10 protein-coding genes are annotated in these 13,824 nt (G+C 46.5%); 9 read left to right on the top strand and 1 reads right to left on the bottom strand.

What is annotated here, in order from left to right:
* Nucleotides 1-5: 5 nt before the first annotated feature.
* The 6 genes from glf to proC all read left to right on the top strand — a co-directional run bounded on the left by glf (nucleotide 6) and on the right by proC (nucleotide 9,153).
* Nucleotides 6-1,106 (top strand): UDP-galactopyranose mutase, encoded by a 1,101-nt coding sequence (gene glf, locus DXB91_RS04785; protein ID WP_015534596.1) that lies wholly within the window; start codon nucleotides 6-8, stop codon nucleotides 1,104-1,106.
* A gap of 227 nt (nucleotides 1,107-1,333) precedes the next feature.
* Complete coding sequence (locus DXB91_RS04780) at nucleotides 1,334-5,131, top strand: EAL domain-containing protein (RefSeq protein ID WP_243003518.1); 3,798 nt, start codon at nucleotides 1,334-1,336, stop codon at nucleotides 5,129-5,131.
* Nucleotides 5,132-5,228: 97 nt separating this feature from the next.
* A complete protein-coding gene (locus tag DXB91_RS04775) occupies nucleotides 5,229-6,659 on the top strand; it encodes an MBOAT family O-acyltransferase (protein ID WP_117550149.1) in 1,431 nt (476 codons plus the stop codon).
* 12 nt (nucleotides 6,660-6,671) lie between these two features.
* The gene (locus DXB91_RS04770) at nucleotides 6,672-8,114 is read left to right on the top strand and encodes a DHHW family protein (RefSeq protein WP_055272150.1); all 1,443 of its coding nucleotides are present in this window, start codon (nucleotides 6,672-6,674) and stop codon (nucleotides 8,112-8,114) included.
* 36 nt (nucleotides 8,115-8,150) lie between these two features.
* Nucleotides 8,151-8,318, top strand: a complete 168-nt coding sequence (locus DXB91_RS14100; RefSeq protein WP_158547596.1) for a hypothetical protein — start codon at nucleotides 8,151-8,153, stop codon at nucleotides 8,316-8,318.
* Nucleotides 8,319-8,370: 52 nt separating this feature from the next.
* Nucleotides 8,371-9,153 carry a pyrroline-5-carboxylate reductase gene (gene proC, locus DXB91_RS04765; RefSeq protein ID WP_055272153.1) on the top strand — a complete coding sequence of 261 codons (783 nt, stop codon included), beginning with the start codon at nucleotides 8,371-8,373 and terminating at the stop codon, nucleotides 9,151-9,153.
* A 62-nt stretch (nucleotides 9,154-9,215) separates the two neighbouring features.
* Here the strand turns inward: proC and DXB91_RS04760 are convergent, their stop codons facing one another.
* On the bottom strand, nucleotides 9,216-11,795 hold the full coding sequence (locus tag DXB91_RS04760) for a hybrid sensor histidine kinase/response regulator (RefSeq protein WP_117550155.1): 2,580 nt from the start codon (nucleotides 11,793-11,795) through the stop codon (nucleotides 9,216-9,218).
* Nucleotides 11,796-12,015: 220 nt separating this feature from the next.
* On the opposite strand from DXB91_RS04760, the gene DXB91_RS04755 reads away from it, so the two are divergent.
* The 3 genes from DXB91_RS04755 to DXB91_RS04745 are packed head-to-tail and all read left to right on the top strand — an operon-like array spanning nucleotide 12,016 to nucleotide 13,761.
* Nucleotides 12,016-13,125, top strand: a complete 1,110-nt coding sequence (locus tag DXB91_RS04755; RefSeq protein ID WP_117550157.1) for an HD domain-containing phosphohydrolase — start codon at nucleotides 12,016-12,018, stop codon at nucleotides 13,123-13,125.
* On the top strand, nucleotides 13,122-13,469 hold the full coding sequence (locus tag DXB91_RS04750; protein WP_117550159.1) for an Hpt domain-containing protein: 348 nt from the start codon (nucleotides 13,122-13,124) through the stop codon (nucleotides 13,467-13,469). Before DXB91_RS04755 ends, DXB91_RS04750 begins: the two co-directional genes overlap by 4 nt.
* A 37-nt stretch (nucleotides 13,470-13,506) precedes the next feature.
* Nucleotides 13,507-13,761, top strand: coding sequence for a hypothetical protein (locus DXB91_RS04745; RefSeq protein ID WP_117550161.1), 255 nt, complete (start codon nucleotides 13,507-13,509; stop codon nucleotides 13,759-13,761).
* The last annotated feature ends 63 nt before the right edge of the window (nucleotides 13,762-13,824 follow it).

The raw sequence follows: 13,824 nt of genomic DNA, 5'->3' as shown, positions 1-13,824 counted from the left end.
GTAACATGGCAAAGTATGATTACCTCATAGTAGGAGCCGGATTATTCGGCGCAGTATTTGCATACGAGGCAGGCAAGAGAGGCAAGAGCTGTCTGGTTATAGACAAGCGTCCACATATTGCCGGCAACATTTACACAGAGCAGGTGGAGGGTATAAACGTTCACAAGTATGGCGCACATATATTCCACACATCTGACAAGAAGATCTGGGAGTATGTAAACCAGTTTGCAGAGTTCAACAACTACATTAACTCACCTGTAGCTTCATACAAGGATGAGCTGTACAACCTTCCATTCAACATGAACACATTCAGCAAGATGTGGGGAATCAAGAAGCCTTCAGAGGCAAAGGCAATCATCGAGAAGCAGATCGCAGATCTGAACATTGGAGAGCCAAAGAACCTTGAGGAGCAGGCACTCAAGCTTGCCGGTACAGATGTGTATGAGAAGCTTGTCAAGGGATACACAGAGAAGCAGTGGGGAAGACCATGTACAGAGCTTCCTGCATTCATTATCAAGAGACTGCCTCTGAGATTCATATACGACAACAACTACTTCAATGACCGTTTCCAGGGAATCCCAATGGGCGGATACACACAGATCATTGAGAAGATGCTTGAGGGCGCTGAGGTCAAGACTGACACAGATTACTTCGATTTTATCAAGGAGAATCCTGACATCGCAGACAAGACTGTATACACAGGTATGATCGATGAGTTCTTCGGATTCCAGTACGGACCACTTGAGTACCGTTCAGTAAGATTCGAGACAGAGGTACTCGATGAGGAGAACTACCAGGGAAATGCTGTTGTGAACTACACACACAGAGATGTTCCATACACAAGAATAATCGAGCACAAGCACTTTGAGTTTGGAAAGCAGCCAAAGACAGTTATCAGCCGTGAGTATTCAGCAGAGTGGAAGCCGGGCGTAGAGCCATACTACCCTGTAAACAACGACAAGAACAATGCGCTTTATGAGAAGTACAAGGAGCTTGCAGAGACACGCAAGGATGTAATATTCGGCGGAAGACTTGGACAGTACAAGTATTATGATATGGACAAGGTAATCGCAGCAGCACTTGAGTGTGTTGAGGCAGAGTTCTAATCGTAAGATAGAGCATATTATAAAGCCATACAAAGGGACGCATACCGGAATACAGATTTTCCGTATATGCGTCCTTTTTGCGTGCCGGAAGCATGGGTGATACGGCAAAATAAAAAAGATATACACTTTCGACAGAACGTGATAGAATTATACTAATTATGGGCATGTTATTTGGTGGATATGGTGCCCAGGGGGTAAAAATTAAAAGGGTAAAGGGTGTATATGTTATGACAAGGAAGAGGATTGCGGTACTGACAGCCCAGGCTGATGAGTACACCCAGGGTAGATTCCTCTCGGGGTTTTTTGAGAAGGCATTTCAGCTTGATTATGATGTGTGCGTGTTCTCAATGTATCTGAAGTATCAGGATACAGCTAGCAGAGAAGTGGGGGACGCCAACATATTCAACCTGATAGAATTTGACAAATATGATGCGGTGGTCATATGTACTGACAGGATCAGGACGCCGGGAACAGAGGAGGGACTCCGGTGGCGTGTGGAGCATGAGTTTGATGGCCCGGTACTGATAGTCGGCGACGAGATAGAAGGATATAAATCCATAAATATTGATCACAGAAAGAATATATGCGGGCTTATGGATCATCTCATAGAAGAGCACGGATACCGTGATATAGTGCTGCTTGATGGCTGGGAGAATACTGCCAATTCCGAGCTGAAGAAGCAGGGATTCTTTGACAGCATGAAGAGTCATGGTATCGCTGTGGATGAATCGTCGGTCTACTATGGCAATAACTGGTTTGACTCAGGACGCCAGACCGCAATGGAGATAACAGAGAACAGAGACAGACTTCCACAGGCTGTGGTGTGTGCCAGTGATCACATGGCACTGGGGCTGGCGGCTGAGCTGGAACAGAGAGGCGTTAAGGTCCCTGAGGATATAGCGATAACGGGATATGACGCTGCGGAGACGAACGATGACAGAGTCATACCGCTGACATCGGTTGATATACCTGCAAAGGTTGACGGCGAGTACGCCGCAAAATGGATAGACGCAGAGATAAACGGAAGATCTCTGGAGAACTATAGGAGCAGTGCGTCTATACACTGGGGAAAAAGCTGTGGATGTGAGCAGTGTACGGAGAAGCCGGGAAAGAGAGACGTGACGGCATGGGATATGAACGCTCGGCCGGGAATCTATGGTTCATACTATAACCATATGATGGAGGATCTGTTATCCCAGAGAGATTACAGGGAATTCTACAATACCATATTCCAGTATGCCCACACGGATGGCAACATGAGCAGTTTCAGTCTCTGCCTGAATGAATATTGGAAGTTTCCTGAGGTCATGATGGGGTCAAATGCACTGAGAGTCGGATACACGAAGAATATATACAGGGTCATCAGAAGCTGCGGTGATGGAGACGGTGCGATAGATTTCGATGACTGTTTTGACGTGTCCAGACTGATACCTGAGCTGGATGCAGACAGGGACAGACCTGAGGCTTACATATTCACTCCACTCAATTTCGACGACAGATGTTTTGGATATGCGGTTGTGAGCTATGGAAGCGAGTGCAGGGCGTACGATATTTCATATAGCACATGGATCAAGCAGATCATGCAGGGCATGGAGGCGTTCTACAGACAGGCGAGTCTTCAGAAGCTTCTGGACAAGGTCAATGCATCGCAGATCCGTGATGATCTGACCGGAGTGTACAATTATAACGGATTTATGGCGAGGTGCAGGGATATGTGTAACGATGCCGTTGCACATGGCAGGAGCATTGAGCTGCTGGCTATAGATATAAAGGGACTGGGACAGATAAATGCAAGTCTCGGCAGAAAGGTTGGGGACGAGGCCATACAGGCACTTGCCAGAATGATCTCGGCATCCCTTGAGAAATCAGACGTATGTATGAGAATGTGTAACGATGAGTTCATCGTGGCATATCAGGTGATGGGAGATGCGGAGGATCACGCAGACGCCATAGTTAAGAGTGTGGAGAGCCGTACCAGGGAGTTTAACAGGACAAATGGCGACAATTTTGTCATGGAGATATGCTATGCGGTGGACAGACAGATGGTTGCGAATGCGGAGGCTCTGGACAACTATGTGAACGCACTCATAAGCAACAAGAACAATGCCAAGATGAAGGCGTACATTGAGAGCACGAGAAATGCAGAGCTGTCACAGGAGGATATAGAGAAGGACAAGCTTGCCACGGAGATTCTTGACAGGAATCTGCTCACATATCATTTCCAGCCTATAGTTAATGCCCGCACAGGTCAGATCTATGCCTATGAGGTGCTCATGAGATCGGCAGGAGAGCAGTACATGTCTCCTCTCGACATAATACAGAGTGCTGAGAGACTTGGACGTCTGAGCGATGTGGAGAGAGCCACATTTATCAATGTGTTGAGACTCGTTGAGGACAAGCGAGAGGAACTTGAGGGCAGAAAGATATTCTTTAACAGTATACCGGGCTGCAGGCTGTCGGAGGAGGACACCGCTGTCATAGAGAGCAAACTCAGGGAATTTGGTGGACAGGTGGTCGTGGAATTCACCGAGGAGGCTGAGATGAGCGACCAGCTACTGGATCAGATAAAGGACAAGTACGGCAGGATGAACATAGAGACCGCCATAGATGACTATGGCTCAGGTTATTCAAATGTCAACAATCTTCTCAGATATATGCCGCGTTACGTGAAGATAGACAGGATGCTCATGACAAATATACATGAGGATCCGCAGAAGCAGCATTTTGTTAAGGATATTATAGAATTTGCGCATGACAATGATATCGTCACTCTGGCGGAGGGCGTTGAGCTGGATGTTGAGCTCAAGGAGGTCATCAGACTTGGCGCAGATCTCATTCAGGGTTACTACACGGCGAAGCCTTCACCGGAGGCGATTGCCGAGATAGATAAGAGGATCATAAACGAGATAGTCCAGTACAATCAGAACGAGATCACAAAGTATGGCAAGAAGACCTATGTCATAACCGATGAAGACGAGATATCGATGGTTCAGCTTGCATTTAACAAATATACGGCGCTTGATTTCAAGAAGATAGATGACCAGTACAGGTATGTCAACATGACAGGTACACCGGGCTTCAAGTCCAACATGCTGATAACCATAGGAGACGGCTTCAGAGGCGAGCTCAGGGTGGACAGCATAAGCCTTGGAGGAGAGAAGGGCATACCTTGTATAAAGATAGAAGACAACTGCGATGTCAGGATAGTCCTCACCGGGGACAATGAGCTGCGCACAGGCGGTATACAGGTAGCCGAGTCGTCAAAGCTCGAGCTTGCCGGAGATGGAGATCTGAGGATCACACTTGCGGGTGGCAGATACTTTGGAATAGGAAACGATTTTGCGTCGAGACACGGAGATCTGTATTTCAATCAGGATGGAACGCTGTCCATAACGGCCACCGGAATGAGGGGCATTGGAATAGGATCCGGCCTTGGCGGTAATATATATATTGGACACGGACGATACGAGATAGATCAGAGAGGTCAGGAGGGTGTGATGATAGGCTGTATGGACAGCGACTGCACTCTTCACATAGAGAACTGCGACATGGAGATATACAATGGAATCGCCAGAAGTGTATCCATAGGCTCATATAACGGAAGCGCGGATATAGCTATTGACAATATATCCGGCAAGATATCCGGGGCATCCATATCGACAGCAGTCATAGGAACCATGAATGGAAAGTCCTGCAGGGTTGCCATGAAGAATATCAATATTACCATGAACATCAGGGCAAATGAATGTTATGGTATAGGCTGCCGTGAGGGCGATACGGACGTCAGCATACAGTACGCTTACGTCAAGGTGGTGGCACAGGGCAAGGATGCCTACGCCATGGGTAACAGCACCCACACCGCCAGACTGGAATTTTCCAACTCGGATATCAACACACAGGTGATCAACAGTGTGGGAACTGATATAGGTGCAGAGGAGAAAAATATCGTGATCGGTAACGGCAGAGTGAGCTTCATGGTGAACGGAACATCAAAGAACAGGGAAGTGCAGATGACCGATCTGTAGGCGCCTATTCCGAAGCGTACAGTTAATCATTATTAATATTGTGTTGTTGACTGTTGTGAAGTATAATACAGCCGATTGACATGATGGGAGAATATTTATGGTTTTTTCGAGTTTAATATTTTTGTTTGTTTTTCTCACTGCAAACCTGATAGCATATTTTGCGGTGAGCCCTGAGAAACGCAATAATGTATTGCTGATATTTTCACTGGTGTTCTATGCCTGGGGAGGCCCGAGATATCTTCTGCTCCTGGCGGGAGAGACTCTGGTGAGCTGGCTGTTTGCCATTCGCATAGATGAGGCACGTGCCGGATATACCAAGAGATCTGAGAAGTTTTATCTTGTGTGTGACCTTGTGATAATGCTCGGCTGTCTTGCGATATTCAAGTATCTGGGATTTTTCCTCGGCAACATAAAGGCAGTGTTCGGCGTGCCGAAGACCGTGCCTGGAATAGCTCTCCCAATAGGAATCTCTTTCTATACATTCCAGCTCATATCATATGTGGTGGATGTGTACAGGAACGAAGTCAGACCACAGAGAGAATACTGGAAGCTCCTTCTGTATTCAAGTCTGTTCCATCAGTGTATAGCGGGACCTATCGTCAGATATGAGACCGTTGCTGATCAGATAGACAACAGGAAGATAACAGCGAACGACATATACATGGGACTGAGAAGATTTTCAGTCGGACTGGCAAAGAAGGCGATACTGGCCAATTCCTGTGCCAGCATAGCCGACACCCTGCTCCCGGCGGGAGTGGCGAGCCTCAAGGCTCAGACGACACTTGAAATGTGGCTTGGAATGATAGCGTATATGCTTCAGATATACCTTGATTTCTCAGCATACTCAGACATGGCCATCGGAATGGGAAGGATGGTAGGTTTTCACTATGATGAGAACTTTAACTACCCATATATGGCTACATCGGTAAATAATTTCTGGAGGAGATGGCACATATCACTCAGCTCATTCTTCAGGGATTACGTATATATACCGCTTGGCGGCAACAGATGCAGCACAGCGAAGTACATCCGCAACATGGCTATCGTGTGGTTCCTCACGGGAATGTGGCACGGAGCAAGCTGGAATTATATATTCTGGGGAATTTATTATCTGGGCTTCCTCCTTCTGGAGAAGTTTTATCTGGGCGGAAGACTCGGCCCTGTGGCATCCAGAATATATACGCTGCTCGTTATCCTGTTCGGATGGACCATATTCAGATTTGAGAGCCTTCGTGAGCTTGGAACAGTGCTTGCGGGAATGTTTGGAATAGGAACATCGGGATTTGCAAATATGGCACTTGGAACAATATTTGTGAAGAACATATTCTTCCTGATATTTGCATGTATTGCGTGTACGGATCTGGGCAAGAGACTCAGAAAATGGGCTATAGAAGTTGGAAAGGTCAACCCACTTGTATTCAACGTGTTCAATGTAACTGAGATGATAACACCGGTACTTATGCTCGTGATCTCAGTGCTGGCGCTTGTGGGTGCAAGCTATAATCCTTTCCTGTATTTCCAGTTTTAATGGGTGATTTTTATGAAGAGAAGATATACCAGAAGTCAGAGACAACAATTAAAGAAATTCAGAACTCTGGGTGTTCTTATATTTGCCGCAGTCATGGCGATAGGAGCATTTATCGGTCTGCTGTTTTTTGTCAGACCTAAGAAATCCACGATGGAGAAGAGGACACTTGCAAAGTTTCCGTCATTCACCATAACGTCATTCCTCGACGGATCATACTTCGAGGACGTGTCACTGTGGTATTCTGACACATACCCTATGAGGGATAAGCTTGTGTCGGCTGACCAGAGCCTTAAGAAGCTGTACGGAATACAGCTCGGAACGCAGGTGGTTGGAGGAAATGCCAAGGGCGATGAGATACCTGAGGTGGACAAGAGTGCGGTGACCGCCACTCCTGATGATGCAGGCAAGGCGACAACTGAGAGTACCACGGAGGTTACGACAGAGGATCCTGAGATAGGACTTCCTGCGAGTCTGACATCGAAGAACAAGCAGGATGCGACAACTGAGAGCGGTTCGGTCCAGACGGTCGATCCACCAGATTCAAAGGCTATGGACAATGCGTTCCAGAAGCAGCTTCAGGACAACCTGTATGTGAAGGATGGTTCTGCGTACAGCCTGTACTATTTCGTTCAGGACTCCGCAACAGAATATATAGATGCTATCAACAATGCAGCGGCACAGCTCTCGGGCCAGACAAATGTGTACGATATTCTTGTGCCGAACAATTCAGGTGTCCTGCTATCGGATGACGAGCTGGATAAGCTTGGCGGTTCCGATCAGAAACAGGCGATAGAGTATTACTATGGCATGATGAATGGCGTGAAGACGGTCGATATATTTGACACGTTAAAGGCGCATAAGGATGAATATATATTCTTCAGGACAGATCACCACTGGACCGCGGATGGCGCGTACTATGCGTATGAGGATTTCTGCAAGACTAAGGGCATAACGGCCATTCCACGTGACAAGAGGAAGACGGATACCTTCAAGGGATTCCTCGGAAGCTTCTACAGCACCCTGCAGAACTCTGACATGAAGAATAATCCTGATACGATATACGCCTACGAACCGATAGGAACAAATGACATGACCTACTGGAACGAGGATGGCTCGGAGCAGAAGTGGAATGTCATAATGGATGTGAATGGATGGGATAAGGGAACCATGTATTCTACATTTGTGGGCGGTGACACGCCGATGGCAGTGATAGAGAACCCAAAGGTGACAGACGGTTCATCGTGTGTAGTAATGAAGGAGTCCTACGGAAATGCATTTATTCCATTTCTTGTGGATCACTACTCCAAAATATATATCATAGATTACAGATATTCACAGGTAAACATCCTTGACTTTGTGAAGAGCAAAAAGGTCAATGATTTTATCTGTATAAATAACATATCTCTCATAGGAGATAAAGATGTGGCGGCTACTATAAGCAGTCTGCTGCACTAGGGCATAATCGGAGGATTTGCAGACAGATGCCCGGAGATGGTCAACAGATATATGGAGACTGCTTCTGAAGGTACCAGAGGATTGTTCATGTTCTGCACCATAGATAATGACAAGGATGTGGACGTGTTCCAGGCGCTTGCAACTGTCGACAGACTTCTCTATCAGGAGAAGCGTGCAAAGAAGCTTCGCCGGATGGCTGAGTAAGACAGATATAAAAGACAAAATATATAAAGGCTTGAAAGAAGGAGAATGTATCATGGAGAGGTTAGGTTTCATAGGCATGGGTAATATGGCACAGGCACTCTGTGCAGGATTTGTGAATTCAGGGAAGATAGCGGCTGAGAGTGTATATGCATATGCACCACACTATGACAAGCTGGTGAAGAACTCAGAGAAGTATGGATTTACCCCGTGTAAGACACTTGCAGAGCTGGTGGATGCCGTGGATACGGTCATCATGGCATGCAAGCCTTATCAGATCAATGACGTTCTCGTTGAGATAGGAGAGAGACTTCACGGCAAGGCTCTTGTGTCGGTGGCAGCTGGCTGGGATTTTAAGAAGTACAGTGAGTATTTTGACAGTTCGGTGAGAGTGCAGTTTGTGATGCCGAATACTCCGGCAATGGTATATGAGGGAGTTATGCTCTTTGAAGCACAGAATTCCCTTGAGGAGGAAGAAAGGACACAAATCAAAGAGCTGTTCGCGGCTGTGGGAATTGTGGAGGAGCTTCCATCGAATCTCATGGGAATAGGAGGCGCAGTAACCGGCTGTGGTCCTGCATTTGTGGATCTGTTCATAGAGGGATATGCGGATGCAGCGGTTAAGTATGGTGTGCCTAGACAGACTGCGTACAGACTCATATCACAGATGATACTTGGTTCAGCAAAACTTCAGCTAGAGACAGGGGAGCATCCCGGCGTGTTGAAGGACAATGTATGTTCCCCTGCGGGAACAACCATATGCGGTGTTGCATCCCTCGAGGAGTCAGGCCTCAGGAGTGCATGCATTAAGTCTATAGATGCGATCATGAATAAGTAATAACGGCAAATCCCCTGTATGATTGAAATATCATACAGGGACTTTTTTATTTCTTGACTTTTTTATTTCTTGAATTTTGAGAGGATGCTTATAAGCTGCCTTATGTTCAGCGGCTTTGACAGGTGTTCGTTCATGCCTGCCAGACGGCATCTTTCGAGATCTTTAGCAAATGTGTTGGCGGTGATGGCGATGATAGGAATGTTCTGTGCATTCGGATGCTCGAGCTTTCTTATGGCGTAGGACGCCGAGATTCCATCCATCACAGGCATCTGAAGATCCATAAGGATACCGTCGTAGGTTCCGGCAGCAGATGTGGAGAACATGTCAACGCACACGGAGCCGTCCTCAGCGCGCTCACAGGAAATACCATTCACACCCAGAAGTTCAGACACGACCTCATAGTTGAGTTCGTTATCCTCTGCCACCAGAAGGTGCATTCCTACACACAGGGATTCTGCGTCGCTGCTATCACCGGATTGTCCAGACCACAGATCATCCTTTATGATATAAGGGACGTCGATGCTTACCTCGATGATAGTTCCACCACCCGGATTGCTCTGTACTGTGATGGTACCCTGCATTAGATCCACAAGCTCCTTTACTATGGCGAGCCCCAGACCGCTTCCGCGCACTTTGCTGATCCTGGTGTCTGTCTCGCGGGAGAATTTGTTGAACATGCTCGCCTGATATTCAGGCTTTATTCCAATTCCCGTGTCGCTTATTCTGGCGACGAGACGTATCTTATCGGAGCCTGGTATATTTTCCTCATATAATTCAAATCCAACGTCGCCATGACCAGGTGTGAACTTGATGGAGTTAGACAGCAGGTTAGAGTAGATCTGTTTCAGCTTGAGTCCATCGGCCAGGATGTAGTCGTGATATATATCGTGACAGTTGAAGGTTATATTGAGTCCGTCGTTCATGAGAGCCTGATCGAAAACCATGTTCAGAGTATGACACAGCTCGGATACAGATGTCTCACAAGGCTTGAGCTGCTGTCTGCCGTTTTCCAGATTCGTTATGTCAAGGATGTTGCTGACGAGCTGTTCTATATAAGCCCCGGACGTCCTGAGCTTGCCCAGACAGTCGTCTATCTTGCTTGGATCGCCTAGTGATCGCTTTGCTATGTCGGCAAATCCCATTACGGCATTCAGAGGTGTTCTTATATCGTGAGCCATCTTGGACAGGAACTCGGACTTTGCCTCATTGGCCTTGTTGGCTTCCTCTGCCAGGAGCATCCAGTTCTGTTCACGTCTCTTTTGTTCGCTGATAAGCCTTGTTGCATACAGTATGCTGGTCACGTTGCCGAGAGCATCTCGCTTTTTTACAATAAATCTTGCCGAGTGCCAGTTGCCGTCGTTGGCGAGATAATCCATGGCTATGGTCTCGTCTGTGTGGAGACGCTCTGCGATGGTCGACAGATCGAAGAAATCAAGTATCTTGTCCTGATATTCGGGAACGACGAAGCGGTGACACAGCTCCTTCATCTTGGAGGAAGCTCTTCCCATGCGGCCTGTAAGTTTGTGTACCTTGTTATCACTGGACACCTCCTCGTACATGTCCTGTGTAAGATCTATCCTGTATATTGAGAAGTAGATCTTGCTTATGGCGGATATGATCTCGTTGTTCAGGTTAGCCTCGTCAAGTGCCTCCTGCAGCTGTCTCCTCGAATTTTGTTCAAAGCTCACAAGCTCGTCTATCTGCTTGAAGCCAATCAGCACCCTTGAAGCTGAGGCCGCTGAAAAAGGGAATATCTCTGCCTCAAAGTTTTCCTGACCCGCTGCGTTCGGAGTCACCCGGTATCTGTAAGAGAGCTTAGGGTGAGAGGCAAGATGATTCTGTATATGCTCTGCGCTGAGGATTTCTGTGAAGTCTGGGGCAGATTCTTTGATGACATATTTTTCATAATACTGTCTGATCAGCTCTGAGTAGCAGAATGCTTTCCCGGCTTTGATGTCGTATATGTGGGCAGCGTTTGCCACCGGGTCAAGCTTTAAAGGCTCGAGGGAATCATTCTGAAGATCAACGCAGTAGACGGATATGTAGTCTGTGCACAGGACTGACATGAACATCCTTTCACGGTTCAGATCCGACAGGCTCTTTTCGAGTGAATTATTGCGCTGCTCAAGAAGCTCGGTCATTCTGAGAGTCTCCCGTACATTTCCGAGATGACCGCCCACAACCCCAAGCAGACTTATAAAGGATTCCGAACTCTCTATGTGGGGATTGTCCACACCGATAAAGCCTTTGAGCTGGTCCTTATAGAAGATAGGAAATGCTATCTCAGAGTGGATATTCTGCATGACCAGAAGCTGATACTCGGAAGGCATGAGATCCTTCACATCCTCCACGTTATCTATGATTATACTGTCGCCGCGCTCAAATGCTTCCAGCCAGTAAGGCATGTCGGCGGAATCCACGGACTGAAGATTGTCAATCCATGGCTGCACATTGTCACCGCACCACTCATATGAGTTGCGGAATACGTTGTCAGTCTCATCCCAGTCAAAAATATAAACTCGTTCTGACGAAGTGCAACTTCCGATGATACGGAGCAGAGTCTGTATGGATGCCCGGAGTTCAAAACGGTTCTGAGCTCTGTCAATGGCAACCATCTGCTGTAATATAACAAAATTATCCATAAAATACCCCCCCTTTATGTGTGTAGGTTTTTGATATATTAATATATAAAGCTCTGTTTTTAAGACAATTTTACCTATTTTGAGAGAAAAAATCTATATTAATGGCAATTAATTCCATAGACAATATTGTTTAGGAATTATAAAATTATTGTGGGTGGTTGTAAAGCTTTAACATATTTTTTCTGGGACATTAAAAATACTATGTTGAGGAGTTAATTAAATGAGAGAAAAAGTATTGATAGTCGATGACATTGAGCTGAATAGAGAGATACTTGCAGTTGCACTTGGTGATAAGTATGAAGTGATTCAGGCTGCTGATGGTATGCAGACCATAGACATACTGAAGTCAGAGAGTGAAGGGATAACAGCGATGCTCCTTGATCTGATCATGCCGATTGTCGATGGATATGCGGTGCTTGATTACATGAGAGAACACGAGCTGCTTGACAGGATACCGGTCATAGTCATAAGTGCGGAATCAGCCAGGGATGTTGAGGTAAAGTGCCTTGAAATGGGGGTTACGGATTTCGTCAGAAAGCCATTTGACAGTGTGACAGTCAGACGCAGGGTCAAGAATACCGTGGATCTGTTCATGTATAAGAATCATCTGGAGGATAAAGTCAGACTGCAGACAAGAGAGCTGGAGGAGAAGAACAAACTGTTTCAGGCTCAGGCAGAGCAGATACGTGAGACCAATGAGAAGATAGTGGACGTTTTAGGCACGGTTGTTGAATACAGAAATCTTGAGAGCGGTGAGCACATCAAGAGGGTAAAGGAATTTACCAATATACTTGCAGAGAAGGCTGCGGAGAAATATCCGGAGTACGGCCTTACACCGGAGAAGATAGCTGTAATAGTTGCAGCCAGTCCACTTCATGACATAGGCAAGATAGCCATCAAGGACAGTGTGCTCCTGAAGCCGGGCAGGCTTACAGATGAAGAGTTTGAATATATGAAGACCCACACGACAAAGGGCTGTGAGATACTTACACAGATTGCAGGCACGTGGAGTGAGGAATACGAGAAGATCAGCTATGAGATATGCCGCCACCATCATGAGAGATATGATGGAAAGGGCTATCCTGACGGACTGGCCGGTGAGGATATACCGATATCGGCACAGCTTGTGTCCATAGCGGATGTGTATGACGCTCTTGTGAGTGACAGGGTATACAAGAAGGCTATAGAGAAGGGCAAGGCATATCAGATGATACTTGATGGAGAGTGTGGAACATTTTCACCGAGACTTATAGAGTGCTTCAAGGAGTCCAGACAGGAATTTGAAGAGCTTGTGTGCAGATATGAGATGAAGAAGGAGAACCAGATATGAACATCAGAGAGTGTTATGATACAATAGGAGCAGATTTTGAGGATGTACTTGGCAGACTTGGCAGTGAGAGCCTTATACAGAGATTCGCACTTAAGTTTATAGATGATGGAAGCTACAATGAACTGACAGAGGCTATTACGGAGAAGAATGCTGAGAAGGCATTCAGGGCAGCACATACACTGAAGGGGATATGTCTGAACCTTGGACTTAAGAATCTGTATACAGTGAGCTCGGATCTGACAGAGAAGCTCAGGGGGAGAGAGCTTGATGGATATGAGGCTTTGTATGAGAAGGTCAGTGAGCAGTATAAGATAACTGTAAATGCTCTTAAGAGTGTTGAATAGATCATTGTAGTGTGAGAAAAGAGAGGGGACTTATAAGATGAAGAAGAGGACTATTGCCAGAATGATGGCGGCCGTTATGGTCGTGAGTATGCTTGCTGGTTGTGGTGACTCAGACGGCGATACAGCGAAGAATGTGAATCTTGATCCAGATCATCCGGTATCACTGAAGATATGGCATTACTACAATGGAACCCAGCAGGCAATATTTGACAATTTGGTTGATGAGTTCAATGCTACCAAGGGCAAGGATGAAGGGATATCTGTCCAAGCCGGTGAACATAGGAAAGTTTGAGGAAATGCTCTACGAGGTATGGAGCAGTCATAACAGAGAATTCAGCGTATTACGCTAAGGGGG

This window comes from Coprococcus sp. OM06-34AC, assembly GCF_003462545.1.
Lineage (GTDB): Bacteria > Bacillota > Clostridia > Lachnospirales > Lachnospiraceae > Coprococcus > Coprococcus aceti.
The sequence above is the reverse complement of the archived record's forward strand: the minus strand, read 5'-3'. Positions and strand labels throughout refer to the sequence as shown.

Coding starts and splice junctions, on each gene's coding strand:
- glf (WP_015534596.1), top strand. CDS start 6: ATGGCAAAGTATGATTACCTCATAGTAGGAGCCGGATTATTCGGCGCA.
- DXB91_RS04780 (WP_243003518.1), top strand. CDS start 1,334: ATGACAAGGAAGAGGATTGCGGTACTGACAGCCCAGGCTGATGAGTAC.
- DXB91_RS04775 (WP_117550149.1), top strand. CDS start 5,229: ATGGTTTTTTCGAGTTTAATATTTTTGTTTGTTTTTCTCACTGCAAAC.
- DXB91_RS04770 (WP_055272150.1), top strand. CDS start 6,672: ATGAAGAGAAGATATACCAGAAGTCAGAGACAACAATTAAAGAAATTC.
- DXB91_RS14100 (WP_158547596.1), top strand. CDS start 8,151: ATGGTCAACAGATATATGGAGACTGCTTCTGAAGGTACCAGAGGATTG.
- proC (WP_055272153.1), top strand. CDS start 8,371: ATGGAGAGGTTAGGTTTCATAGGCATGGGTAATATGGCACAGGCACTC.
- DXB91_RS04760 (WP_117550155.1), bottom strand. CDS start 11,795: ATGGATAATTTTGTTATATTACAGCAGATGGTTGCCATTGACAGAGCT.
- DXB91_RS04755 (WP_117550157.1), top strand. CDS start 12,016: ATGAGAGAAAAAGTATTGATAGTCGATGACATTGAGCTGAATAGAGAG.
- DXB91_RS04750 (WP_117550159.1), top strand. CDS start 13,122: ATGAACATCAGAGAGTGTTATGATACAATAGGAGCAGATTTTGAGGAT.
- DXB91_RS04745 (WP_117550161.1), top strand. CDS start 13,507: ATGAAGAAGAGGACTATTGCCAGAATGATGGCGGCCGTTATGGTCGTG.